A 25,311-nucleotide genomic window follows, 5' to 3' on the forward strand; every position below is an offset into this window, starting at 1 on the left:
CTTTAATCGAAAAGCCTTGATGTATCGGCATTTCTCTACACTTTTTCGTCAATACTCCCCCTTATTCAACCGTAATTTACAAAAACTTAACGTTTCCGTATAGTAGCAATCATCAACTCATTCTTACATAATTAAACCTGAATTACCATCTTTTACAGATTCCATTGTTAACACATGAGCCAATAAGAAAAAGCAACCGTAAAGGCTGCTTCTCGTGTTTTACTTGATGGAAGAGAGTTCTGCAATTTCTTTTTGTGAGTTTTCACCCGTGGTTTCATAGACCTGCTTAATGAGACCGACAGATTGGGCGTAATAAGTTGTGATCATCACGCCATCCTCTCCTGCTGCTTTTCTCACCTTCAAGACATCCTCAAAACTTCCGTATGGAACCTCAACGCTGTCGACTTTCGTTATTTCCAAATCTGCATTCTCACTTGTTGGCTGTTCAACAAGAGTAGCTATCTCTTCCACCGCTTCAAATTCACCAAGAACACTTTCAATATCCCCACCAGAATTCTCGTCTTCATAGACAACTGTTACATTCTCATCAGACCATTTTAAGATTTGCATCGTCTTCATGCTACCAAGCGTGATCATCCGCTGAACATATTCATCATTCTGATTAATAATCGTTTCTGTAAAAATCGTTTCATTATTTGATGTGAATACTTTAGTATCACCCGTCTTAGGACGATAGGTTGTTAATTGAACTTCTATTTCTTTTGCCTCACCATTTGCTTCAGTTGATGAGTTGCTCTGATCATGAGCACCAGTGCCTTGAGTCGTTGCACTTTGATTCTCTAACGATGCTGTTCCACAACCGGCCATAATTAGAAGAAGCAGAATAACTACAATTCCTACTTTGTTCTTCATAGATCCCTCCATGCGATCAGACTTTCATATACGTTGAAATTAAATCAATACAATCGATTCACCACTTGATTTTTCGCTCGTTCTTCCACTCTTCCTCCAATGGTGAGTAGGGACGTCACACGATTATCCATGCCATATTCCCATAACACATCTTGAACAGACGAATTTAGGTCATTATTTACAAGAATAAGTGGCGCACCTGATTTAACTGATAAAGAGGAAGAAACGAGAGCGTCAGGGAAATCTTTCCCAATTGAAAGGAGGACTGTATCTGATTTCATCTCATTTCTAAATTCACTAACAACAGCTGCAAGTGTTTCATATCGGTTTTCCCCCGCTAAACGTTCCACGCTTGATCCACCATTTAAATCGGAAATCTGGCGGTCAATTGTTGGGGACATAACCGCTTCTCCACCAAGAACTTTGGTTTGCTTCCCATCGAGGTATTCTAAGGCTTGATCAGATAGTCCATCTTTATCGGACAAAAGAATAGACCAATTGGCGGATGAAGCGATGGGGGCACTAGCTAATGCGTCTGCATAGCTATAGCCATTTGCCACAAATACACCCTTTAAATCTTTATCTAACTTCTTATTAATCATTAAATTCGTTTCATAGCGATCCTCTCCACCTATACGCTCAACAGCTACACCCAACTTCTTCACTTTAGTTTCAACGGAAGGTGAAATGGCATTCGGACCACCAATTAAGATAACCTTATCTGCTTTCAATCGTTTTATTTCTTCTTCAGTAAATGGATCAAGTGCTGAAGATCTTGTCAGAAGAATTGGCGCATTACCTAATTGGGCTGCAAGAGGTCCAACTGAGAGCGCATCAGCATACCCAAAGCCATCAGTCAGAATGGCCGTTTTCTCTTCTTTATTGGACTTAAAACCATTTGGATAGATTTGCTTTGATATCTTCACTGCTGTTTCAAAACGATCAATACCAGCAAGTGATGCAACATCCACTGACTTTGTGATCTCAACGCCTGATATGTTCGTCCATAGAATATCTCCTGAGGAACGTTTGACGATTTTTATGTTTTTCATTGAACTAGCAGCATTTTTAGCCTGACTCATTTCGTAGTAATTACCCTGGCTAAATCCGTTTTCGTTCTGAATTTGATAAGGTCGATTTAAATAATTGGACCACTCTACTGTACCCGTCTTTTGATCCATGACCTTGGCATTTTCTTGATCGTCTGCATACTCGATTGCATCCGAAAGTTCAGTAAAGGCTTTAACAGAATCTGTTCCTTTAACAAATACTTCGTACCTTTTATTAATAGAATCATAGATTGTTTTTTGCTTATCTTTATCGAATACCGTTACGTTCATAAGCTGTTTGGCATAGTTGATAGCTTCATCTCGTGAAGTAAACTGCTTAATGACCTTGCCTTTTTGATCTTTCACTTCAAATACTTTAAAGAAATTGATCGCAGCTTTGGCTAAAGACTCAGCTGCATCATTTTGAAAACCACTTGATTTAATTAGGCTTTCTTCAGAAGGATTTGACATATACCCTAATTCAACAAGTACTGAAGGCATTTGTGTGTTTCGAATAACATAAAAAGCTTGATCGTTATGTATATCTTTGTCTTGTAACCCTGTTCCTTTAAGGACGAGAGGATGGACAAGATTTGCTAGACGACGACTCTCTGATTCAAACCCAACTTGAATAGGGTCTGGTGGATATTCTTCGTCCCATGCAGCGGCTTTACTATAATAATAGGTTTCATAACCTCTAACAAGTGTGCTATAAGGATAGGCATTGTGGTGGATGGAGATGAATAGCGAATTATCATTATTTCCTTTAGCATATTGATTAGCGATTTTCGTTCTTTCAATAAGATCTTCTTTCTGATCATTTGCGAAATCCCGATCGGTTGCTCGCGTCATGAAAACTTTAATATCTGTTCCTTTCAGTTCTTCCCTGAGTTTTAACCCAATCTTGAGAGTACCTACTTTCTCATAGAATCCTGTCTTGTTCCCTGAGTAGCCTGCAGTACCAGTGAAGCTCCCTCCATGGCCGGGATCAATCACGATAAACTTCTCTGCATTGGCAAATGACGGCAGCTGAAAAAGCATCAAAATGAATGCAAAACTACTTATAATAAACCGTTTCTTCATAGTTCACTCCCCTATCATGGTTTTCTATACCATTTTATTACAGAGAGAGGTGAAGTTCTATGCTAGTTTAGGAACTTTTCCAAAATAAGAGTATTCTACTAGAGATCTAACATAACTATAAGAGTGGGGGATTTCCGCTCCAATCGGCTAAGTGGGGTTCTCTATAGAAAAATTTTTTAAAAGAAACAATCTTTTAGAAAAAACCCTTTAGAAATAGCATATTAAAAAGAACCATTCTGATAAACCAGAATAGTCCTTTACATAGATTATTCAACAAATGATGTTGGTTTTGTGTTAGATAACTCGAAATAATAGAGGATGGCATCGACAATTCGTTTAGATGCTAATCCGTCACCATACGGGTTCGAGGCTTTTGACATCCGATTGTACTCTGCATCATCTGTCAGTAGTGTTGCTGCTGCCTTATAAATGGTGTTTTCATCTGTTCCAACAAGCTTAAGTGTTCCAGCTGAAACTCCTTCTGGCCTTTCCGTATTTTCTCTTAGCACAAGTACCGGGCTACCGAGGGATGGCGCCTCTTCTTGAACGCCGCCAGAGTCTGTCAGAATGAATGAAGCTCTTGATGCGAAGTTATGAAAGTCGATGACGTCCAGCGGCTCAGTGAGATGTATACGTGGGTTGCCACCTAATACGTCATCTGCTAATTCCCGAATCATTGGATTTAAATGAACAGGAAAAACGACATGCACATCTTCGTGCTCCTTCACAATACGATTAACCGCTTTGAAAATATTCTTCATTGGTTCTCCGTGATTCTCCCGTCTATGGGAAGTAAGAAGAATCATCCTCTTACCTTCTACCTTCGTTAAAAGCGGATGAGAATAATCAGAACGAACCGTATTTTTCAACGCATCGATTGCTGTATTGCCTGTTATGTAAATTTGATCTGGTTTTTTGCCTTCATTTAATAAATTATCATACGCTCGCATCGTAGGAGCAAAATTAAGATCTGCGAGCGTACCTGTTAACGTACGATTCATTTCTTCAGGAAATGGAGACCATTTATCATTAGAACGGAGCCCAGCCTCTACATGACCCACAGCAACTTGATTATAGAAAGCTGCCAAACTTGCAGCAAAAGTCGTTGTTGTATCACCATGCACAAGGACAAGATCTGGTTTTTCGGTCTTCATGACTTCATCAAGCCCAGTAAGAGCTCGAGTAGTAATATCCGCAAGTGATTGCTTGCTTTTCATAATATTTAAGTCATAATCTGGTTCTATATCAAAAATAGAAAGAACTTGATCAAGCATTTCGCGATGCTGTGCTGTTACGGCAACAAGCGGTGTGATGAACTGTGGATGCTTTTTCAATTCATTTACTAGCGGTGCCATTTTAATCGCTTCAGGTCTTGTCCCAAAAACACTCATTACTTTAACAGGTGCCATGTTGACTCTCCTTTTATCCGAATGATGATGCATGTTCTGTTCCATCTTATTAAAACAGAACCAAAAAAGCAAAAGCCTTCCTTAAGAAAAGGAAGGCTCCATTTTATTTACCACTCATATAATCTACAATAACGTCTCCCCATACTTCAAACCCTTTATCATTTGGTCTTGCGTCAAGTAAATAGTCATCGATCTTTTCCCCATCTACAGGTGGCCATTCTTTCCAATGATCCAAATAAACATAATCCTTCGCCTCTGCATATTTCGCAAGAGCACTAATTTGATAGGAATAATACTGAGGATCAGAAATAGGATTTGAAGGCATTAAAATAACGCTAACTCCAGGTATGCCTTTGTTCAATTTAGAAATAATCGCTGAGAGATTCTGATGACCTTCGTCAATCGTCACGTTTCCATTATCATTAAGCGTGAATGCTTCCAGAAATACGACATCGGGATTTTTTTCAATTACGTCTTTGTATAATTTCTCCTCAACAATCGTTTCTGTTGTTTCCTTCTTAAAGGTTAATTGCTCTACAGTAAAAGCGCCTTTCCAATAGGAAGAAGCTAAGCCCTCTTCTACAATAGTTTGAAGACCGGAATCCTTTGTACCAATTGATTCAGAACCCACCATAACAACTGAAATTGGATCATTAGAAGCCATCATTTTTTCTTGAAGCTGTTCTGGAAAATTAGCTACTAATTCTTTCAGTTCATCATTTGAAATGGGTTGTTCAATTACCTTTTCACTTTCGTTTTCAAGTTCGGATGAAGACTCTTCTTCAGCACTTACCGGATGTACAGACTGTTCAATTTTCTCATCCCAATGAAATTTACCAGCAACCACTAGTGCTATGCACCCAATGATAGCAAGTAGAAACACTACATTCTTCATACCTTCCCCCCTAGAAATCTGTCGAATAATGGTATCTATTAGTATTATTGTAATAAAAAGAAAATGATTGCAAGTATAAATTAAGGATCTTTTCTAATAGATTATTGCTTATGAAAGAATTATTTTATAAAAACCAAACTTAGCTAATTAGAGCGCAAGTTGCTCACCGCTCGCCCCGCGGAAAGCGAGCATACTGGAGCGGAGATTCCCCCACTCCTATAGCAACAATGTATACGAAAGGCTCTTTTCTAAAAGATTGTTGTTTTTGAAAGTACTTTCGTAAAAGAACCTGACTACGCTAATTGGAGCGGAAGGATGCTCGACTCCTGCGGGACTAGCGGGACAGGTGAGACCCCACAGGAGCGTTAGCGACGAGGAGGCTCACCGCCCGCCCGCGGAAAGCGAGCATCCTGGAGCGGAAATTAACCCACGCGTATAGCAACAATGTATACGAAAAGAGCCTAAATTAAAAAGCCGCTCACGAATGAGCGGCTTCTAAACGATTAGTTATTTAACCACTTATTAAACTGATCTCTTACTTCTTTGTTCACTGCGTTGTCTCCACCAAGCACTGTAGCACCTGATACATCTGTTGTTGTAAAGTACTTAACAAGATAAGACTCAATTTCTTTAGGAATCTTATTACTTTCTACAAGGAACATGCTACCTTGATCCTTTACAACAAGCGGGGAAGCTGCAAGGGCATCCGGGAAGTTACGTCCATTTGCCACAAATAGGTTATCTGTATTCGAACCAAGCTCCTTATGGATTTCAACAAGCGTTCCATAACGGTTCGCACCAGCAAGACGTTTGGTTGTTGCAATTTTATCAGCCATTTCCACAACTTGATCTGAAATGACAGCATCTCCACCAAGAACATAAACCATCTTACCTGTCATTAGCTTTTTCGCTTCGTCAGTAAGTGATTGACCATCTGTTAAGATAATCGGCATATCATTCGCACCAGCAATGGATGCTGCACTTAAGGCATCAGCAAAGTTTTTGCCTGTTGCAAGGAAGACTTCTTTACTCTTTGACCCTTTTTCAGCAAGTTTGTTGATGATTTGGACGTTTGTATCATAACGATTCGCACCGCTTAGACGTTCAATATCAGCTGTACTTACGCCAATGTTAGCAAGCTGCGTGTTTACTTTCTTAGAAATTGCATTCTCTCCGCCAAGAATCATGACATTCTTCGCTTTCAGACGAGAGATTTCATTTAGAACCTCATCAGATAGCATACCTTTGCTTCCTGCAAGAAGGATCGGCGCATCATAAGCACTTGCAAGAGGTCCTGCTGAAAGGGCATCCGGGAAGTTATAGCCCGTTGCAATGAAAACTGTATCAGCAGTTGTACCTTCTGGATACATTTTCTTCGACACTTCAATAGCTGTCTCTATACGATTCTCACCAGCTACAACATCAACTAGTTCGCCATCCGTTTCAACTGGAATAATAGATAGGACTTCTCCTGTTGCTTTATCTTTTAAGAAAATACCGGCTGTATATTGACCGCTTTCTTTTGGAGTCGTAATTTTCACATCCGTTGTTGCCTTTTTACCAACACCAAGATCAAAGCTTGATTTTCCAGTTACATCAATGCTACCAGCGCCTTTTTCACCTGGTTCTAAAACTTTTGCTTCAGTAATGGAAAGATCAAAATCAGTTGAGTCTTCGACAGTTGCATATCCGTCTACTCTGACTGTATATTCACCATCCGGAAGATTTTTGAGAGAAATAGATTCTTCCGAGTCGCCATCAGCATCGATTGCAATATAGTCTCCAATAACCTTTCCGTCCTTAGAGCGGTAAATATATAGGTCAAGATCATCTTCGGCATTATTTGTGTTACCGATTGAAACATCTAAAGTAATATTATTTTTCACTGTAATTGTTCGGTCAAATGTACTACCTTCAGCAACATTTTCACGAGTTTTGGATGTTTCCCCTTTACTAAAGTCCCCTCCTACCACTTCAACAGATCGCTTAGTAGATAGGTAGTTTTCAAACGTTACTGTTTTAGAGACTTCAGTACCAGGCATTGCGCTTCCAAGCTCAACTTTTCCTGGACTTGATACGACATCTTGAACGAATGCCTCTAGTTTAAACTTGTTCATAGCATAGCCATCTTTAGGACCAGCAGTTCCATATACCGCTACTTCCCAAACACCGGATTTAGGACTCTTCGCTACGTAGTCTTCAACTCCAATACCATCATAGCCAGCATATCCTTGGAATGCATTAACTTGATCACCATCAGGGTTCATAACTAACATACGAACGCGGCCCTGGAAGTCGTCGTTTTCTTTAAGTGCTTCAAGTGCAAAACGGATTTCCTGTGCACCAGGTTTAACATTAAAGAAATAGCTCTTCGTCTTAGAAGATTGTACTTCACCTTCATGCGTTAAGCGGAAGCGATCTTCTGATGTGAAATCTTCACCTAGAATAATCGTTTGGAATGAGCGTGCTTCTGCATAAGCTGTATCTGGGTCATCGATTAATAATGTACCCGCATTAACACCGACATTCATTTTGCTCTTATCATAGCTTACAGTCATTTCTTTGAATTCACCCGGCGCTAACTTAATCTTATCAACGGAAGGTGTGAACCATTCAGAATCTGATGAGATGGTAAGGTTCTTTGTTTCATCAGTTGGGTTTTCGACCATTACAGTTACTTCTTCTGGTACGTCTTTGTTACGTACATAAAGTCCAGGACCACCAGAAACTTTTTCACCATGGTACACAGTCACATTCACTTCTTTAACTTCGTTGATGTAGTGTTTACGAATATATTCATAAGCAGCTGGAACATCAATGAGTCCTGCTCCTTCAGCTACACGAGTATAGCCGTCAATATGAACAGAAGTCTGTATAAGCGCTTCGCGAGCTAGCTCGTAATCAAATGGAATACGATCTTTCAATGCTGCTTGCTTCAATATAGCTACAGCACCTGCTGCATAAGGAGACGACATACTTGTCCCTTGAAGCACTTCATAATTACCTAAATGAACAGGGAATGAAGCATAGGCAGATCCTGGTGCTACGAAGTCTGGTTTTTGTTGTCCATCTTCAGTAGGTCCATTAGCTGAAAAATACCAGAGCCCTTCACCTTGCACAGGAGATCCATCTGCGTTTTTACCATATGGATAATAGCCATATTCCGTTGCCCACATTTTACTATTAATATATGCACCAATGGACAAGGCCTTAATGCTGTCTCCAGGAGCTCCAACTGAATCCACGCCTGGACCATCGTTACCAGCAGATGTGACATAGATGGTATCGAATGCTTTACCCATATCTTCAATAATTTTGCCATAAGTACCAGAGCCATCGTTAAGATCAGGTGATGAACCAAGACTCATATTAACAACGTCTGTTCCAAACCCACCTAGCTCTTCTGGGATAGCTGCTAGATACATTGCGTTTGCAATAGCCCATGCGCCAGTTCTACCAGCTGAATCAAATACTTTCAAACCATAGAGGTCTGCTCCAGGAGCAACCCCGTCAGCCGCAACAGCACCTGTCTCATTCTCTCTTGCCGGACCATTAGCAGCCGTTATACCTGATACGTGAGTTCCGTGTCCATCGCCATCAAAAAAGACTGTCTTTGTCGGGAAATTTGGATCTGGGAATAATGTATCAGCAACTCTAAAGTTAGCTCCAGCTATCTCATCATCTTGATTTACATCTAAATTAGCAGTCTCTCCCACAGAGTATGATTTCTCATCTGTAAAATCCATATCCTGATCAGAATCAATATAGATCTCATCGTCTACATGAAGAATACCAAACTCTGAATCACCTTTTTCATCACCATTGATATCAAAGTAAACTGCTTTACCATCTTCATTTACACTGTAAGGAGAAGGCTCTAGTGTACCGAAATAATATGTATCATCAGAAGCATCGATACCATCAGTATTATATGTTCCCTCCTCTACTGTTAGCGTATTGGATTCTGGTGCTTTTTGATCAAATACAACATCACCTTCACCAACAGTATCTACAACGCCTTTAACTTTTGAATAGACAATGTTGCCATCCTCATCATACTGAGTAAATGCTTCATGCCCTGGATCAATTCCTGTATCAATAATCCCTACTTTAACTCCTGTACCATCATATTTACTATGAAACTTATCAACACCGGTTGCTGAATGAGTTTCTTCTGTTGCAGGTTTCACAACTTCTTCAGGATTTTTATCAATTGGTTTAAGATCTGTATCTTCTTGATTATTTTTATCTAGCACAATTTCATTGTTAGCTCCAAGCATTCCAACTGAGTCTAAACGATATACTTGTAAAATTTTGCGAGTTGGTACATCAGCAAGGTACAAATAATTGTTCGTATTTTTCTTTACAGTAACGCCTAGGCTTTCAAGTTCTTTTGTTAGATCAGGACCCCCGTGCTTATTCGCTACAATAATAAGTTCCTGCTTTGCTTGTTCGCTCGCTGCAAGGGAAGCAATTTCCTGTGTGACAGGAAGCTTGAATTTCTTTGTTTCTGATAAAGCCGCTTCAGCTTTATCTGGGTTATAAGTCATGCCCGCGAATGAAGAAGCAACTAACGAAGCACCAGCAACAACTGTAAGAAATTTTTTCTTAAACGTCATTTATAAAAATCCCCCTTTTAATTTGTGAAAACCTGGTAATCGCTCCTCCTCAAGCGATATATTATTATAATAATTCACTATTTTCAGTTTAATTTGAAAATAGGAGGTAGTCAATTAATAACTGTAAAAATTGTGAAAAAATTTGATATTTTGTAGATAATTTAGGACTTTTGTCCATAAAAGCGTAATAGTGGAAGGTGATGTTTGACCTAAATTCGACTTAGAAATGACAAAAAAACGCCAGTATTTAGCTGGCGTTTTTATCTTTCACTATTCTATTGTTCTAGCAATTGATCAATCGACCAAGCTTTCTTAGGTAAGATAGCTTCAGGTCCACCTAAAATACGATAGTCAATAATGCCATTGTTGGTTAAGTACAAAATCGACTTTCCTAGGGGTTCTGTATACCTCTTTGGATGAAGCAAGACGATAGCATCGCCTGACAATGACGCAGCAGCTCCTCCTGTTAAAGCATCCGGGAACTTAAGACCTGTAGCAAAATACGTCTTCTTACTCGTTGAAGATGCCCCGAACCGTAGCAGAACTTTAAAGTTCGTATCATAACGGTCGTCTCCTCCGATACGTTCGAGATCTTTAGAAGGAATAGAAGAATAGGTAGCCTCACTAACCACCTCTTTACCACCAATTACGTATGCTCTGTCCGGGACCTTTTGATCAAGGTAGCTTTTTGTTTCCTTAGGTAAAGTACTTTGCTTTGTAAAGAGAACGGGCGCTCCGAACCTTGCCGCAAATGATGATATCGAGAGAGCGTCAGGAAATTTTTCACCAGACACGATAAATGCTTGATTAACATTATCACGATCGACAAGACTTGCGATTTCAGTAGCAGTTTCGTACCGATTTGCGCCACCTATGCGAATTGTATTGATTCCAGCTGATTTAATTTCATTTGATATCTTTTCTGGAATAGCGTTTTCGCCACCTATGATAAATACGTGATCAGCTTTTAATCTGTTTAATTCAGTTAATACTTCAGAAGATACACCAGTTTTTTTTGTTAACAAGATCGGACTCTCAAGTTTAGAAGCGAGTGGAGAAGCAGCGAGACTGTCAGGAAATTCGTCGGACCTTGCAAGGATTACAAATTTACCACTGATCGGTTTCCCATCCATTTTCAAGGTTTGTTCCTCTAACTCATTCCAGTTACTCTTGGCGATTTCAACTGCAGTTTCAATCGCTGTGTTTCCGTAAATCCGGTTATACTCGGTGATGCCTTGAATAGCTGAGTCGACATTTAACAATCCACCTCCGAGAGAGTAACTCGAATTGACTGCATCTGCCGTCTCTTTCATTAGTTTAATTGTTTGCTTATTCGTTAAATAAGGGGCAGATTCATTTATTAACAAGGCTGATGAGGTTGCAATTGGTGCCGCCATGCTCGTTCCCTTATCAAAAGCATATGTACCATTTAGAGAAGTACTATAGATTTCAGTTCCTGGCGTTGCAAGATCAACAAGTGAACCGTAATTTGAAAAGGCAGCTTTGTCATTTGTTCCTGTTTCAACGGCAGCAACTGCTAAAACGTCCTGGTATGCTGCAGGATAGACTACGGACGATTCATTATCATTTCCCGCCGCCCCAACGACTAGAATATCTTCTGCTACAGCCTCTTCGATGACTGTTCTTAACGCATAAGAATGATCATAGCTTCCTAGACTTAAGTTAATAACATCTGCACTGTGATCAATCGCATAACGTATTCCTTGTACAACGTTTGATAACTCACCTTTTCCGTTTTCAGTAACCTTAATTGGCATTAGCGAAGTTCCTCGCGATGGAGAAACTACTCCTAAATTGTTGTTTGTTTCTGCTCCTATAAGCCCGGCTACTCTAGTACCGTGACCATCAACGTCCTGAGCCGTTTTATTAGGAGTTACCAAATTAACACCATCCACTATGTTTGCCCTCAGATCTGGATGAGTTAAATCTATTCCCGAATCAATGACAGCAACCGTCTGGGTGCTTTCCTTGGTAGTTGCTAGATTCCAACTTTTTAATAAATGGATTTGATTAATCCAAGGTTTTTGGTAAGAGAAGAATGGATCATTTGGTTCAGAGGCCCCCATAAGAAAAACAGGCTGATCTTTTTCAACATGTTTCACTTCTTTCTTTGAGGTAAGATGATCAATGGTTTCTTCCACTTCCGTTTCTGGTACCTCAATTACATCCACTTTCGAAGGCTGTTCAGATGAACGAGATGGAGCTTTTGTCGTTTCGTATGTAACGAGTAACCGTTCTGTGTTATTCTCTGTTTCTGCTCTTGAAACGTCAGGATTTAAAGAAAAAAGTAAACTTGAAAGAAATAAAAATAGAATTTGTTTAGACTTCAGTTGTGACACCTCTCCCGTGGTTTGTTTCTTATCCATTATTACGAGTATATAACGAATTTTTCGACAAATCACTAGAATAGTATCACATTGGGGTTTAGAAAAAAAATGGTGAATTGTATCGATTTTAACTGAGGCTCTGCTGTAGGTGAATGAAGGATTAGACGCGTTCGTGAAGTAGGTGTTGCTGCTGTTGCTGGAGAGTTTGAAGTTTTTCTTCGAGGATGTGCTGTTCTTTACGCATGCTTCCAATAATTAAAATCAAATTTGTAATCATATTTTCTACTCGCTCAAGTCGATCTTCCTGCAATTTTTGTCACCTCCTTTTCATTTTCATCATTCTACCATATAATGATCTGTATAGTTCGAAAATTCATTCGACAAAGCTATGTTGGGAAACACGACTAGAAAAAGGGCCTTAAAACGTCAAAAAACGATGTATATTTCCCAACCTCAAAACTATTCTCTTTTCTGAGAATTTTTAGTAAACTGTAATCAAATAGTTCTAGGAGAAAGGGAGCAAAGAATGATAGGGGCAAAAATTCGTTATTTTAGACAAATGAAAGGCATCACGCAAGAACAACTTGCTTCCGGGATCTGTTCTATTCCATATTTAAGCAAAATTGAACACGGACTTGCCCAACCGAGTGAAGAACTTGTCGAACACTTGTGTAATGAATTAGGCGTTTCTCTTGATCAAGTGGATGATGAGGATAAAATGAAAAGGCTTCATAACGACCTCGATGCGTGGTACAAAGAAATGCGCCTACGTAATTTTGAAGAAGTAACGAGCTTCAAAAAGCGTATTGAGGAAGAGATTGAAGGTGTAGAAGATCCTGATATGCTAACAAAGTATCTACTTCTAACTTTCAGATATCATATTCTCTTCAGGGAAACGGATAAGGCCAATGATATTCTAGAAAGACTCTACCATGTGCAGGAAAGATTATCTGAGAACCTTGAATACTTCTACTTTTACTTTCTAGGGTTGTACTATTACCAAAACCGGAAATTCCGCGAAGCTGGAGAAAAGTATAAAAAAGCTAATAAACTATTAACTTCTATGAAATCAAACAACGCAGAGTGGGCTGAATTCTATTATCAGCAGGCTTTAGTTCATAATCGACTTAGTCAAATTACGCTATCCAATAACCTTGCTATAAAATGCTTGGACTTGTTTAATAAAGAATATAACTTTAAAAGAGCAGCTGATACTGAGATTCTGTTAGGAGTAAATAACAGAGTCATCTTAAATTACGGTGAAGCTGAACATCATTTTCAAAATGCATTGAAGTATGCAGAATCCTTTAATGATAAGAGACTTAAAAGTATTATTTATCACGATTTAGGGTATGTCTATTCTTGTCAAAATGAATCCAAAATTGCATTGGAGTACTATCAATCTGGTCTCCAAAACAATGAAGAGCACGAGATTGAGGATCGTGCAAAAACCGTTTATCTTATAGCATCTGAATACCTGAAAATCAATGATTTGGAACTAGCTAAACATTGGATTGATGAAGGAATGAGGATTGTTAAAAAAACGGAGTTCTTGGAGTACATCTATCACTATAACGTGCTAGAGTTGAAGCTCTCCAATTCTGAGGACGAGCATACTGAATCCTCTTTGAGAGATGCTGTTAATTACTTCGAGACAAAAAACTACTGGAATTACGTTTCTGAATATGGGGAAATGCTGGCTGATTACTATTTTAATAGTAGTCAATATAAAAACTCCAGCTTTTACTTTAAACTAGCGAATGATGCTAGAAAAAAAATTATGAATTAGAAAGGAAGAAGATCTATGAAGAAGTTTCTTGTTAACATGTTATTAGTTACTGGTGTAGTAGGAATCGTTATTGTACCAAATCATGACAAAGTACCAGATTCTCATGATAAGGTACCTGATTCAAGCCCAGCAAAGACTGAAATTCACATCTAATTAACTAAACCCGGCGCATTGCGCCGGGTTTTTATTTGCCCTCACTTCCCTTATAACGCTATAATACGTGTCATACTATCAGAACAGGAGCGTGCTGAAATGGCATTTTATATGTTTGATGTAGACGGAGTTTTAACAGATGAGAATGCTAGACCTGATCAAGATTCAGTAAAGATGATTGAGAAACTAGCAGAAGCTGGACACGTTATCTCGTTTGTGACTGGACGTTCTAGGGGATGGCTTGGCGACAATTTATTCCCTCTTTTCAGAGACGATTTAGATTGGTCTTCTCTTTATTGCGTATCAGAGCATGGTGCTATTAAAGGCCGCGGCACTGATATTTCTTCATGGAATCTCGATGACCATTATGTCGTTACCAATGAGGTTAAAGAACAGTTATACGATGTTAGCCAAAAAGACGATTACAACGGATTGATTCAATGGGATCAAACAAAGGAATCCATGGGTACGGTAGAAGCAGTTCATGGCGATCCGGAAGATAAAGAACACTTAAATAAAACACGCCAGGCTCTAAGCGACTACGCAGACGAAATTGAATCGATTGCAACAAATTCTGGTAACAAAACAGTTGTTTCCACATATGGTGTAGATGTTATTCATCCAGACTTATCTAAAAGAATTGGTGCTAAATGGATACTAGAGAAAATATCAAAACCAGAAGAAGTATTTGTTTTCGGTGATAGTGGCGGTGATATAGTGATGGCGGTTACGGCAAGAGATCATGGACTGTCTAACATTACATTTCATTGGGTAGGCGAAGGCGATGCCCCTCATGAAGAGAATATCACGACTGTAGCGAGTTCTAATTCATATTCAGAAGGAACAAAAGAATTACTTAGAAAGCACATTGGCTCTTAAGCCAATGTGCTTTCTCGTTAAGTCATCTCAATTGGGCTATTCGTGTCTAGTGATCGATAACAAGCTTCAATTGCTTTCAGGTTGTTAACCGTTGCTTCACCTGAATAGGATGGTGTCTCCCCAGTCGCAATACAGTGAGCGAAATGATCAATCATTAACGTATACTGTTCCCTGTTAACGGTTTCTTCTCTTACTTCACCTTTACTGTTTGTCACTTGAACAATGCCGCTAGCTCCAGGTGCATCTGGACGATAAGCATATGGAACTTTAATACTCCCTTTGGTTCCTAGTACTTCGTAGGTATTACTCATCTGACGCTCAAAGCTACAGTCGAATGAAGCGGTAACACCGTTCGCAAATGTTAAAATACCTGTTGCAGATAGATCGACACCTACTTCAGTAGGTACATTCCCTTCTACGTATACCTTAGTCGGTTCATTTCCAAGGATGTTACGAGAAGAGTGGATGCAATAACAACCAACATCCCAGATGCTACCTCCGCCCAATTCTCGGTTCAAGCGAATATTATCTGGTCTATCGCCTAAAAAGAATGAAAAGGTAGAGCGCATGTGTTTGACGTCACCAATTTCACCTGAAGCAATCACATCTCTCACAACATCGTGCTGTGGATGAAATTGATACATGAAGGCTTCCATGAAGGTAACTCCATTATCTTCACAGGCTTGTACCATTTCCATCGCATCTTCAACGGTAATAGCCGCAGGCTTTTCACACAAAACATGTTTCCCTTTTCTAGCTGCCTCAATTGTCCACTTTTTATGTAGTGTGTTTGGGAGTGGAATATAGACTGCATCGATTGAGTCATCCTCAAGCATCGCTTCATAGCTATCATGAAATCCTTCAATGCCCATCTCCTCTGCAAACTCTTTCGCGCGTCCACTACCACTTGCAACACTGACTACTTTTGCATGTTCAGAGTTCGTTATGGCTGGAATGACTGCTTTCCTAGCAATATTTGCTGTACCCATAATGCCAAATCTCAATACCAATTCAATCTCTCCTTTCGCTATCCTTAATCATACTAGCATGAACCAATCGTTCTTTTGTTCTCATATGCTAGATTTATCTTCCTTTTTCATCTACCCCCAACACCTAGTTCAATAAACCGAAACATTAAGTAATCCCTTTAATCCCCCCTTTTGATTATAAGGATAATAAGAGCCGGCCCCATTCCCTGGGACCGGCTCTTTTCTTCAATCTACGAATCGTCTAATCACTTCAATTAATTCAGGACGTATGTGTTCCTCAAGATCTCTGATTTGTGATTCATTACGGTATTTCTTCTCGATGATGTCTCTTTGCTTACTATTTTCGAGCATCCAGTGTAACCAATTTAGATCATCGGTTTCTTCAAATGCTTCTTCTTTTTCATACTTATCATGTAAATCCTTCAATAAATGCCCGAGATTCTTCTCAGGATGTTCATTCCAATAAGTACGTAAAGCATCACAAAGAATTTCAATTTCTTGCTTCTCGTGCACGACACCACATCCTTATTCATTCGCCAATGTGCCCCCTGAATAGCCTTTCCTATTCGAGAAGTACTCATAGCTGTATTTTTATCATTTATTCCATAATAACATAAACACCTCCCACTCATTTCTTTATGGGAGGTGTTTCTATTCTACTTCGCTAATTTACTCACACGATCTTCTATTGGTTTACTAATTGCAGCCTCTCCGCCAAGGAAATAGAATTCTCTACTTAAAGTTGACTTAAGGTACTGCTCCACTTCTGTTGAGAGAGTATTTTGCTTTGTTAAAATAACTGGTGCTCCTAATGCTGCTGCAAAAGGTGATCCAGGAAGGGCATCGATGAATACATCACCATTTGCAAAAAAGACACCTTTGTTCTCAAAATCAAACGTCTGTGCAATTTTCACACTTGTTTCATAGCGGTTTGCTCCAGCTACACGATCAACAGTAGAAGAAGTAGCAAGCTGATCTCTAACCGCGTTGGATACTGCATTCTCTCCACCGATAATCGTGGTTTTAACAGGATTCGCCGCAGTCATATAGTCTGCTGTTGCGCTACTTAGCTTCTCAGTTGCAGTTAAAATAATCGGAATTTGCTTTGAGGCCGCGTAAGGAGCAATGGAAAGAGCATCCGGAGATTTTCCATCCCCAGTTGTTACAAATACCTGATTGCTATTCCCAATTTCATTCGCAACAGCAACAGATGTTTCATAGCGGTTTGCTCCACTGATTCGATCGATTTTCGCAATATAATCTTTCGTTGAAAGCTGCTTGTAAACCTCTTCTGAAATAGCAGCTGGTCCCCCAAGAATATACACTTTTTCTGGCTTTAATCGATCTAATTCTGCCTCAACGACAGAAGGAAGTTTGTTACTTGTCGTTAATAACAAAGGCGCATTGTGCTTTTTAGCAAGTACACTACCTGTTAGAGCATCTACAGATAAGTCTCCTCTACCAAGCACGACAACATCAGAAGCTTGTTTCCATCCTGCCTTTGAGATCTCAACACTCGTTTCATAACGATTATTCCCAGCAAGTCTATTAATAAAGCTGGAGCTTGCTTCAGTGACTAATTCTGTCCCTGGATAGTAGAATGATAGAATTTGATCATGAGTACGTCCTTCTTTTGACTGCTGATATGCACCATATTGGCTCATCCCAATTCCATGGCCATACCCACTACCAGAAACTACAAAAGAGTCACCTTTGTCTTGGATATTCTTTACATATGGACTCTTCATAATTGTAGTTCCAACCATGAAACGAATATTGTAAGAAGAGTCCTGTATTGTCATTGTATGTTTCTTCAAATCACCATTTGAGTCAAATACAAAACCATCTTTGTTTTTAAGGAAATAGTTAATTGTCATACTACCCTTTAATACCTCATCTGATTTAAATGGTGGAAGGGTAAATGATATATTCGAAATATCGGTAATCTTAATTTCATCCGTTTTTCCAATTTTACTTTTAGAAGTAAGCCACGTTTTAATATTCTTCATTTCAGTTACGTTTGAACTTAATTCAGAAACGTTTGCCCACCATGTTTCTGGCTTTTTCAAGTCTAGTTTACTCGCATCAATTTGTTGCTTCCCAAGCGTATACTCCCAATAGTCATATCTAGTGACCATTTTCTCATCATACGGATCGGCTTTAGTTTGTAAATAAGGAACTAACCTACTTCCCCACGAGTTTGTATTCGACATAACCATTCCGCCGTTAGTTGAAGAATAGAAAGCACCTATGTACTTATTGTCGTGCTTCAGTACTTGACCAGCTGTATCATCAATCGCCTCATTTGTCGTTGCGTACCAATCATAACCTTTGTAAACCTGACTTGATTGACTATCTGTCAACGAGTCTTTGCGTGGTAAAGCAAACGTTCTTGCTGCAACTACTTGAGCTTTTAACGCTTCCATTCCCCCATTGTTCCCCCAATAAGCAGGCATTTCACTTGGAACTACGCCTTTCAAGTACTCTTCCATCGAAAGCGTATTAACGGGTCGAATGTAATTTCCTTCTACTTTAAATTCCATCCCCCCGAGGTATTGCTTGTCCCCAAGTTCTACGTAGCTGTCCATTGCGTTGGTAACTGTAGGTACCAACTTCATCGAACCTCCAAAATCCTTTAGCTTCGAGTCGCCCATGTAAAGAACAACATTGCTACCTTCAGCCTTAACATGGTATTGATCTAAACGATTGCTGTCCAGCACAATCTCGCTATCTTCAATTTGGTAGCTACCATACACATTGAATGACAAATCATTACTGTTCTTAATATAATTTACTAGTTTAACAGAAACCGTATCCCCCGCTGCTTGAACGCCATGCATCGACAAAGAAAATGCTAGAATGCCAACCAAAAGTGACGTAAAAATCTTCAAATCCCTTTTCCCCCTATACTTTTTTAAAGAAAATTTTAGATATATTCTCCCTTTTTAACACTTTAGCATAAATTTGCCATAAAACAGCGTCCATTATGCTAATTTTATAAAAATAAAATAGAAGACCTATGAACTTTGTCGAATTAGTAGGATGTTTTTACCATAAAAGTGTTACATATACCAATTGGATGACCAAATAAAAAAACTCTCTTTTAACTGAGAGTTTTTGCTGAATAACATTTTTTCCATATGCTATACAAAATCACTCCGTGTAGACTTCCTAAGAGATCAACAAATACATCCATTACTAAGGACGTTCTACCTGGAATAAAGGCCTGCACAAATTCATCTGTAACAGCAATCGTGCAAACAATCATAAAAACAAGTATTGGTTTAAGGAAAGAGGATTTCGTAAGAGGAAAATAGAGTAGAGAGATTGTTAGGAAGCTATAAACAAAAAAATGACCTAGTTTCCGAATGATAAAATGTGTTAATCCTAGCTCACCATTGTGGATGACACTGAGTGTAAGTGGACCATAGTGAAATTCCTTTGCTTTAACAATTGAAGTAAAAAAATTCACCAATAAAGGAGATGGCTCATGGCCCACTAATGTCAACATGGCTACAGTCGATAGAAATAGCCCAATACATAGCCAGCATCTTACCAACACTGTCACGAACATAGATACACTCGTCATCAGTCTCCACTCCTTTCAAAGCAATTCAAGTATTGCCTCAAAGGAAGGGTTTTATTCAGCTATTTTCAGCCATGATTTTTAACTGTATGGCTCTTTTTTCTAGAAGCACTTTCATGTATTTTTTCAAAAACAGTACATTTGCAAGTGAGCCTAATACGCCAAATGGAGCTTTATAAATAAACTGATCAATCATGAGCGTCACTTGTCCCATGTCCTCGAACCGATGTGTATGTACAAAAGACTGAAATGCGCCAGAGACCATTTCATCAATAAACCAATCAGGTTTGTGCATTGCCGTTATTTCAGCAGTTAGACGTTGCTTTATTCCAAAATGAACGGCTTCCCATGTAACAGAATCACCGTTCTCCATTAAACCAGTCGTTACTCCACCGACCGCACGTTCCTTTGTCTCTTCAGTACTTTTCATATGTGCTTCAATATTTCTAGCATTATCGAAGCACGTTTCAATAGGCGCTTCGATAAAGGTTTCAAGATAAATAACAGGCATTTTTCCACTCTCCTATGTCAAACGACTCTATTAACTTCCAGTAATTTGAATATAAATAGGCTATAAAGATTATTTCTTATAATTCGACAAGAAGATCTATATCTATACACGGAATTAGCCGATAATAGAAAAAAATAGCCTAAATCGCTTCATGATTTACCTGAAATTATATCAATAAATAACAGGTGCGATGAGACGATCTGTGCGAAAACATAGGGCGGGATACAATGAATAGAAACTGGAGAACACCAGAAGAAATCCAATTCCAAAAAAAACGCAAGGAAAAAATGCTTTTCCTTGCCATTCCGATTATTTCAATCTTACTGGGTGTATTGATTGCCATTATTTCTAATCAAGGAATCTAATGACTACGATTACTGCTCATATTTGGGAGCGGTTACTTCCTTATGTTTGCTACGCTTGTATTCTGATTCAGGGTTAGGAAGACTTTCTACAGGGGTTTGATTATTTGTTATCGCTGCATGTGGTTGAGCTTTGCGTTTTTTCATGAAAACGACCTCCCTTCGCACCTTAGTTTGAACTTACTTTGCACTTTCATGTACTCCATTAAAATATCTAAATATTCTTTCAATAACGCCCATAATTCTGAATTCTCAAACGAAATGGCTATATATGCGGAAATTCATAAATTCAGGGGGGAAGATGTATGGAAGAATCAATCATTCACCTTACGTCATTTTCTGAGTCGCGTTACAGAGAATTGATTTATGAATTTGAAATGAAACTTGGTCGTAACCTTCAAGAAAACGAATGCCATTTAATCGAATTTATCATAGAGCGGGAGCAAGATGACGCAACAATTTAACGGTCGCTTAAGAGGACGATGAGCCACTAATGGCCCATCGTCCTCTTCTTTCGATCCCAATATCCTGTAAGGAAATTAAGCATCACATGGACACCAGCTTTTACAGTTGCTTCTCTCGTATCTAATCGTGGATCGAGACAAACAATATCCATTGCCGAAGCTTTTGGTGCTTGCCCAGCAAGAAACACAGCTTCAAAAAGTTCATCGGTTCTCATTCCACCAGGAGTTGAAGCTGGAGCACCAGGTGCATAGGCCGTATCTAGTACATCCATATCGACGGTTATATAGATAACATCAACGTTCTGATTTAAAGAGTCGATCGATTCTTTCACCGTTCTAGAAATTCCATTTCTTCTCATTTCGTTCATCGTTCGATACGTAACACCAACTGAATCAGCATATTCCTTTAGTGAACGACTATTAAAAAAGCCGTGTATACCAAGGGTATGAAGATGTTTTCCCTCCACGATGCCTTCTTCAATTAGAAGGCGCATTGGTGTGCCATTTGTGGGTCCTTGGTCAAGCGGACGCAAATCAAAGTGTGTATCAAACTGTATAATCCCGATCGTCTGCTCAGGATGGGCACGTTTCCACCCCTGAATAAGGCGAGCTGTAACTGAATGATCTCCACCAATGCATACAGGTAAAGCATTGGGATGGTTACTTCTCATTTCATACATTGCCTCACAAATGGAACGATGAGATTGGGCGATATCGGTAATGGACTGCTTTACATCTCCTAAATCAACGATTTTCATATCATCTAAATCAATATTTGACTCAATATGATATGTGGAGAAATATTTCCATGCGCTTCTCATTGCGTTTGGAGCTTCACTAGCTGCAGATGCACTAATAGATGAGCGTGAAAGTGGAACACCTAGAAGAACAGCATCATATTTATCCAAACTATAATGACCTGATGTCGGTAACGTTTGGATCCACTCACTCACATTCTTTTCCTTTTTCTCATCGTCTTTACGGTAAACAGCAAATGGCCGATCAAGCATTGGATAAGGATACTGACTCATTTCAACATCCCTTCTTTAACTCGTACGACTCCACTTTTAATGACACGATTCAGATGGTTTTCACCAAAATGATAATGAAGATGATGATGTGTTGGAACGGAAAATAGTAGAAGATCTGCCTTTTTTCCAACCTCAATACTTCCTATCTGATCCCCTCTGTTAATCGCATGTGCAGCATTAATTGTTACAGCAACAAGAACTTCAGCAGGGGTCATCCCCATTTGCAAACAACCAAAATTCATCATCAACGCGGTCGAAACAGTAGGGGATGAACCAGGGTTACAGTCCGTTGAAAGGGCAACAGGTACACCGCGATCGATCATCCTTCTCGCATTCGCCATCTTCTTCTGTAGAAAGAAGGCTGTCCCAGGGAGTAGAACAGCTACTACTCCTGCTGTTGCCATTTGATCCATACCTGCTTCAGAAGCACATAATAAATGATCTGCAGAAACTGCTCCGAGCTCTGCCGCTAGCTCCGCTCCACCATATGACTCCAATTCATCTGCATGAATTTTAGGGGAAAGTCCAAGACGTCTTCCTGCTTCTAACACACGTCGTGATTGTTCAACTGTAAAGACGCCCTTCTCACAAAAGACATCATTGAATTCTGCTAACCCTTCTGTTGCAATAACTGGCATGACGTCATTGATTAAATAAGTAATAAACTCCTCTGGAGCTGCTTTGTATGAAGACGGAATTGCATGTGCTCCCATAAAAGTACTAACAAGATCTAGAGCGTGCTTTTGATTTAATTCTCGAGCAACTTCAAGCTGCTTCTTCTCATTTTCAAGGTCTAGACCATATCCACTTTTTGCCTCGACTGTCGTTACACCCTGTTTCATTAATCGATCTAGGCGCTCGAAACTTTGCTCAAATAATTCTTGATGACTAGCTAACCTTGTCATCTCAGTCGTCGCATAGATTCCTCCACCCGCGTTCATAATGTCCATATACGAAGCACCTTTTAATCTCATCGCAAATTCCTGTTCCCTCGATCCAGCAAACACAAGATGTGTATGAGGATCGACGAACCCTGGTGTCACAAGCATTCCTCTTGCATCAATCACATCTGCTTCACTAATCTTTTGAGGATAGTGTTGCTTCAATTCAGATGTTTTGCCAACTGCTAATATGGTTCCGTTATCAATTAACACACTTCCGTTTTGGATAATTGATAAATCTGATTCAATAGGTTGCACTAGAGGAGCAGAAGACGATCCTTTAAGTGTAATCAATTCACTCGCATCTTGTAGAAAAAGTGGTTTTCTCATTGGACTCCCTCCTAATCAAGCGATGGCATATCGATCCCATTGTCATGGGCGAACTTAATCGCTGTTGGGTAGCCCGCATCCGCATGCCGGACGACACCCATTCCGGGATCTGTCGTTAGTACTCGATTTAACCTCTCTTCTGCAGACTTCGTTCCATCAGCTACGATAACCATACCCGCATGAAGCGAATACCCCATCCCTACGCCTCCTCCATGATGGAACGAGATCCAGCTAGCTCCACCTACTGCATTTACGAGTGCGTTCAATATCGGCCAGTCTGCAACCGCATCGCTTCCATCAAGCATATTTTCTGTTTCACGGTTGGGTGATGCTACTGATCCGGCATCAAGATGATCCCGACCAATAACAATTGGGGCAGCTAATTCTCCTGAAGCAACCATATCGTTTATAATTGTTCCAAATCTGGCTCGTTCTCCATATCCAAGCCAACAGATTCTAGCTGGAAGTCCTTGAAAAGCGATTTTATTCTGAGCCATTTTAATCCAATGACAAAGATGCTCATTATCCTTAAATTCCAAAAGGATTCGCTCATCAATTTTTCGAATATCCTCTTCGTCACCAGAGAGCGCGACCCAGCGAAATGGGCCTTTGCCTTCACAGAACTGTGGACGAATGTATTCAGGTACAAAACCTTTGATTGAGAAAGCGTTTTGAACCCCTTGGTCATAAGCAACTTGGCGAATATTATTCCCATAATCAAAAGCGATTGACCCTTTTTCCTGCATCTCCAGCATCGCTTTTACATGGATCGCCATGCTTTCATTTGAACGTTTACAGTATTCATCCGGCGACACTGTTCTTAACCGACTTGCTTCTTCAACATTAAAACCTGATGGAACATACCCATTAAGCGGATCGTGAGCGGACGTTTGATCGGTGACAATGTTAGGTACGATTCCCTTTCTCAATAGTTCTGGAAGGAGATCGGCCGCATTACCTGGAACGCCAATCGATAAAGCTACCCCGGCCTCTTTTGCCTCAATCGCTTCCTTTATGGCCTCATCTAGATTTTCAATCATCTTATCAAGATAATTTGTCTCAATTCTTTTCTGTATTCGGAGTGGGTCGGCTTCAATACAAAGGCTAACGCCACCATTTAGAGAAACGGCTAGCGGTTGCGCACCTCCCATGCCGCCGAGTCCAGATGTTACCGTTAGCGTTCCTTTCAACGTCCCATTAAAATGCTGCCGTGCACATTCTGCAAACGTTTCATACGTTCCTTGCACTATTCCTTGACTACCAATATAGATCCAACTACCTGCCGTCATTTGCCCATACATCATCAGACCCTTGCGATCTAACTCGTGAAAATGTTCCCAAGTTGCGCTTGAAGGAACAAGGTTAGAGTTGGCTAGAAGAACTCTGGGAGCTTGTTCGTGTGTTCGAAAAATAGCTACTGGTTTTCCTGATTGAATCAGGAGCGTTTCATTTGATTCTAGTCTTTTGAGAGATTGAACGATATTCTCGAACGCTTTCCAGTTACGTGCCGCTTTCCCTATCCCTCCATAAACGACAAGTTCCTCTGGTCGCTCAGCCACATTCTCATGTAGATTATTTAATAACATTCGCAATGCGGCTTCTTGCTCCCATCCTTTTGTATGAAGTTCCTTACCCGTATAAGAATGGTTGACTACATATTGTTCATAAGTTCCTGACATCCCTACACCTCTTTTAAGTGAAGTTAGATATTGGGAAACAATGTTTACAAAACCTTAATATGTTAAAGCATATTAAACCCATTTTCCCAATATACACCCCCATAAAAATACGCTATACTAGTAAATGAAGTCATTTTTCGACAATTTCTACATCTAAATGTCCTTTATTCAAAACAACTAATATGCATATCGTACGAGAATGGCAAAATCATTGAAAAATGATGACGCAAAGCTAAAGGGACTTCGCGGCCGGGGATCACCGAAAGTCAGCCAGTTGCCGAATACGGCCTCCACTGCGATTGATGCAAAAACAGGGGGAAA

Annotated in this window: 21 protein-coding genes and 1 riboswitch; of the genes, 5 read left to right on the top strand and 16 right to left on the bottom strand. The window is 39.7% G+C overall.

All coding sequences use genetic code 11. From position 1 onward, the window contains the following. Positions 1 to 219: 219 nt before the first annotated feature. The 7 genes from JI666_RS18340 to JI666_RS18370 all read right to left on the bottom strand — a co-directional run bounded on the left by JI666_RS18340 (position 220) and on the right by JI666_RS18370 (position 12,586). Positions 220 to 873 (bottom strand): hypothetical protein, encoded by a 654-nt coding sequence (locus tag JI666_RS18340; protein ID WP_206894492.1) that lies wholly within the window; start codon positions 871 to 873, stop codon positions 220 to 222. 44 nt (positions 874 to 917) lie between these two features. After that, entirely contained in the window at positions 918 to 3,005 is a 2,088-nt protein-coding gene (locus JI666_RS18345; RefSeq protein WP_206894493.1) for a cell wall-binding repeat-containing protein, read from the bottom strand. 266 nt (positions 3,006 to 3,271) lie between these two features. Beyond that, positions 3,272 to 4,414, bottom strand: coding sequence for a non-hydrolyzing UDP-N-acetylglucosamine 2-epimerase (wecB, locus tag JI666_RS18350; RefSeq protein WP_206894494.1), 1,143 nt, complete (start codon positions 4,412 to 4,414; stop codon positions 3,272 to 3,274). A gap of 103 nt (positions 4,415 to 4,517) precedes the next feature. Beyond that, positions 4,518 to 5,309 (bottom strand): SGNH/GDSL hydrolase family protein, encoded by a 792-nt coding sequence (locus JI666_RS18355; protein ID WP_206894496.1) that lies wholly within the window; start codon positions 5,307 to 5,309, stop codon positions 4,518 to 4,520. A gap of 503 nt (positions 5,310 to 5,812) precedes the next feature. Continuing rightward, positions 5,813 to 9,928 carry a cell wall-binding repeat-containing protein gene (locus tag JI666_RS18360; RefSeq protein WP_206894498.1) on the bottom strand — a complete coding sequence of 1,372 codons (4,116 nt, stop codon included), beginning with the start codon at positions 9,926 to 9,928 and terminating at the stop codon, positions 5,813 to 5,815. Positions 9,929 to 10,203: 275 nt separating this feature from the next. Then, positions 10,204 to 12,288 carry a cell wall-binding repeat-containing protein gene (locus JI666_RS18365; protein WP_206894500.1) on the bottom strand — a complete coding sequence of 695 codons (2,085 nt, stop codon included), beginning with the start codon at positions 12,286 to 12,288 and terminating at the stop codon, positions 10,204 to 10,206. A gap of 148 nt (positions 12,289 to 12,436) precedes the next feature. Further along, positions 12,437 to 12,586, bottom strand: a complete 150-nt coding sequence (locus JI666_RS18370; RefSeq protein ID WP_206894503.1) for a hypothetical protein — start codon at positions 12,584 to 12,586, stop codon at positions 12,437 to 12,439. Between the two features lie 216 nt (positions 12,587 to 12,802). Between JI666_RS18370 and JI666_RS18375 the strand changes: the two genes are divergently transcribed. From JI666_RS18375 to JI666_RS18385, 3 genes are all read left to right on the top strand, one after another. After that, the gene (locus JI666_RS18375; protein ID WP_206894504.1) at positions 12,803 to 14,065 is read left to right on the top strand and encodes a helix-turn-helix domain-containing protein; all 1,263 of its coding nucleotides are present in this window, start codon (positions 12,803 to 12,805) and stop codon (positions 14,063 to 14,065) included. A 15-nt stretch (positions 14,066 to 14,080) separates the two neighbouring features. Beyond that, positions 14,081 to 14,218: a hypothetical protein gene (locus JI666_RS18380; RefSeq protein ID WP_206894506.1), complete on the top strand. Its 138-nt coding sequence runs from the start codon at positions 14,081 to 14,083 to the stop codon at positions 14,216 to 14,218. A 99-nt stretch (positions 14,219 to 14,317) separates the two neighbouring features. Next, positions 14,318 to 15,097: an HAD hydrolase family protein gene (locus tag JI666_RS18385; protein WP_206894507.1), complete on the top strand. Its 780-nt coding sequence runs from the start codon at positions 14,318 to 14,320 to the stop codon at positions 15,095 to 15,097. Positions 15,098 to 15,114: 17 nt separating this feature from the next. On the opposite strand, the gene JI666_RS18390 is transcribed toward JI666_RS18385, so the two are convergent. The 5 genes from JI666_RS18390 to JI666_RS18410 all read right to left on the bottom strand — a co-directional run bounded on the left by JI666_RS18390 (position 15,115) and on the right by JI666_RS18410 (position 20,183). Then, complete coding sequence (locus JI666_RS18390) at positions 15,115 to 16,107, bottom strand: Gfo/Idh/MocA family protein (protein WP_286170951.1); 993 nt, start codon at positions 16,105 to 16,107, stop codon at positions 15,115 to 15,117. 204 nt (positions 16,108 to 16,311) lie between these two features. Further along, complete coding sequence (locus JI666_RS18395; RefSeq protein ID WP_206894508.1) at positions 16,312 to 16,599, bottom strand: hypothetical protein; 288 nt, start codon at positions 16,597 to 16,599, stop codon at positions 16,312 to 16,314. Positions 16,600 to 16,742: 143 nt separating this feature from the next. After that, a complete protein-coding gene (locus tag JI666_RS18400) occupies positions 16,743 to 18,977 on the bottom strand; it encodes a SpoIID/LytB domain-containing protein (RefSeq protein ID WP_206894509.1) in 2,235 nt (744 codons plus the stop codon). A 212-nt stretch (positions 18,978 to 19,189) separates the two neighbouring features. Continuing rightward, positions 19,190 to 19,675: a VanZ family protein gene (locus JI666_RS18405; protein ID WP_206894510.1), complete on the bottom strand. Its 486-nt coding sequence runs from the start codon at positions 19,673 to 19,675 to the stop codon at positions 19,190 to 19,192. A 55-nt stretch (positions 19,676 to 19,730) separates the two neighbouring features. Then, positions 19,731 to 20,183 carry an SRPBCC family protein gene (locus JI666_RS18410; protein WP_206894511.1) on the bottom strand — a complete coding sequence of 151 codons (453 nt, stop codon included), beginning with the start codon at positions 20,181 to 20,183 and terminating at the stop codon, positions 19,731 to 19,733. A gap of 227 nt (positions 20,184 to 20,410) precedes the next feature. Between JI666_RS18410 and JI666_RS18415 the strand changes: the two genes are divergently transcribed. Continuing rightward, positions 20,411 to 20,548 (top strand): hypothetical protein, encoded by a 138-nt coding sequence (locus tag JI666_RS18415; protein WP_206894512.1) that lies wholly within the window; start codon positions 20,411 to 20,413, stop codon positions 20,546 to 20,548. A 9-nt stretch (positions 20,549 to 20,557) separates the two neighbouring features. Here JI666_RS18415 and ykzP read toward each other — a convergent pair whose 3' ends face one another. After that, positions 20,558 to 20,692 (bottom strand): protein YkzP, encoded by a 135-nt coding sequence (gene ykzP / locus JI666_RS21845; RefSeq protein ID WP_286170953.1) that lies wholly within the window; start codon positions 20,690 to 20,692, stop codon positions 20,558 to 20,560. 158 nt (positions 20,693 to 20,850) lie between these two features. On the opposite strand from ykzP, the gene JI666_RS18420 reads away from it, so the two are divergent. Next, positions 20,851 to 21,009: a hypothetical protein gene (locus JI666_RS18420; RefSeq protein ID WP_206894513.1), complete on the top strand. Its 159-nt coding sequence runs from the start codon at positions 20,851 to 20,853 to the stop codon at positions 21,007 to 21,009. A 26-nt stretch (positions 21,010 to 21,035) separates the two neighbouring features. Here the strand turns inward: JI666_RS18420 and hutG are convergent, their stop codons facing one another. Genes hutG through hutU form a run of 3 tightly spaced genes read right to left on the bottom strand, consistent with a single transcriptional unit; the run spans position 21,036 to position 24,990 of the window. Continuing rightward, positions 21,036 to 22,040, bottom strand: coding sequence for a formimidoylglutamase (gene hutG, locus JI666_RS18425; RefSeq protein ID WP_206894515.1), 1,005 nt, complete (start codon positions 22,038 to 22,040; stop codon positions 21,036 to 21,038). After that, positions 22,037 to 23,311 (bottom strand): imidazolonepropionase, encoded by a 1,275-nt coding sequence (gene hutI, locus JI666_RS18430; protein WP_206894516.1) that lies wholly within the window; start codon positions 23,309 to 23,311, stop codon positions 22,037 to 22,039. Before hutI ends, hutG begins: the two co-directional genes overlap by 4 nt. Positions 23,312 to 23,322: 11 nt before the next feature. After that, positions 23,323 to 24,990, bottom strand: a complete 1,668-nt coding sequence (gene hutU / locus JI666_RS18435; RefSeq protein WP_206894517.1) for a urocanate hydratase — start codon at positions 24,988 to 24,990, stop codon at positions 23,323 to 23,325. 191 nt (positions 24,991 to 25,181) lie between these two features. Further along, positions 25,182 to 25,272: riboswitch (cyclic di-GMP riboswitch) on the top strand. The last annotated feature ends 39 nt before the right edge of the window (positions 25,273 to 25,311 follow it).

It is taken from the genome of Bacillus sp. NTK071, from assembly GCF_017303315.1.
In the GTDB taxonomy this organism is placed as follows: domain Bacteria; phylum Bacillota; class Bacilli; order Bacillales; family Guptibacillaceae; genus Guptibacillus.

What these genes read in the sequence shown, in the direction of transcription:
- JI666_RS18340 (WP_206894492.1), bottom strand. Translation starts at nt 873, where the DNA reads ATGAAGAACAAAGTAGGAATTGTAGTTATTCTGCTTCTTCTAATTATG.
- JI666_RS18345 (WP_206894493.1), bottom strand. Translation starts at nt 3,005, where the DNA reads ATGAAGAAACGGTTTATTATAAGTAGTTTTGCATTCATTTTGATGCTT.
- wecB (WP_206894494.1), bottom strand. Translation starts at nt 4,414, where the DNA reads ATGGCACCTGTTAAAGTAATGAGTGTTTTTGGGACAAGACCTGAAGCG.
- JI666_RS18355 (WP_206894496.1), bottom strand. Translation starts at nt 5,309, where the DNA reads ATGAAGAATGTAGTGTTTCTACTTGCTATCATTGGGTGCATAGCACTA.
- JI666_RS18360 (WP_206894498.1), bottom strand. Translation starts at nt 9,928, where the DNA reads ATGACGTTTAAGAAAAAATTTCTTACAGTTGTTGCTGGTGCTTCGTTA.
- JI666_RS18375 (WP_206894504.1), top strand. Translation starts at nt 12,803, where the DNA reads ATGATAGGGGCAAAAATTCGTTATTTTAGACAAATGAAAGGCATCACG.
- JI666_RS18380 (WP_206894506.1), top strand. Translation starts at nt 14,081, where the DNA reads ATGAAGAAGTTTCTTGTTAACATGTTATTAGTTACTGGTGTAGTAGGA.
- JI666_RS18385 (WP_206894507.1), top strand. Translation starts at nt 14,318, where the DNA reads ATGGCATTTTATATGTTTGATGTAGACGGAGTTTTAACAGATGAGAAT.
- JI666_RS18405 (WP_206894510.1), bottom strand. Translation starts at nt 19,675, where the DNA reads ATGACGAGTGTATCTATGTTCGTGACAGTGTTGGTAAGATGCTGGCTA.
- JI666_RS18410 (WP_206894511.1), bottom strand. Translation starts at nt 20,183, where the DNA reads ATGCCTGTTATTTATCTTGAAACCTTTATCGAAGCGCCTATTGAAACG.
- JI666_RS18415 (WP_206894512.1), top strand. Translation starts at nt 20,411, where the DNA reads ATGAATAGAAACTGGAGAACACCAGAAGAAATCCAATTCCAAAAAAAA.
- ykzP (WP_286170953.1), bottom strand. Translation starts at nt 20,692, where the DNA reads ATGAAAAAACGCAAAGCTCAACCACATGCAGCGATAACAAATAATCAA.
- JI666_RS18420 (WP_206894513.1), top strand. Translation starts at nt 20,851, where the DNA reads ATGGAAGAATCAATCATTCACCTTACGTCATTTTCTGAGTCGCGTTAC.
- hutG (WP_206894515.1), bottom strand. Translation starts at nt 22,040, where the DNA reads ATGAGTCAGTATCCTTATCCAATGCTTGATCGGCCATTTGCTGTTTAC.
- hutI (WP_206894516.1), bottom strand. Translation starts at nt 23,311, where the DNA reads ATGAGAAAACCACTTTTTCTACAAGATGCGAGTGAATTGATTACACTT.
- hutU (WP_206894517.1), bottom strand. Translation starts at nt 24,990, where the DNA reads ATGTCAGGAACTTATGAACAATATGTAGTCAACCATTCTTATACGGGT.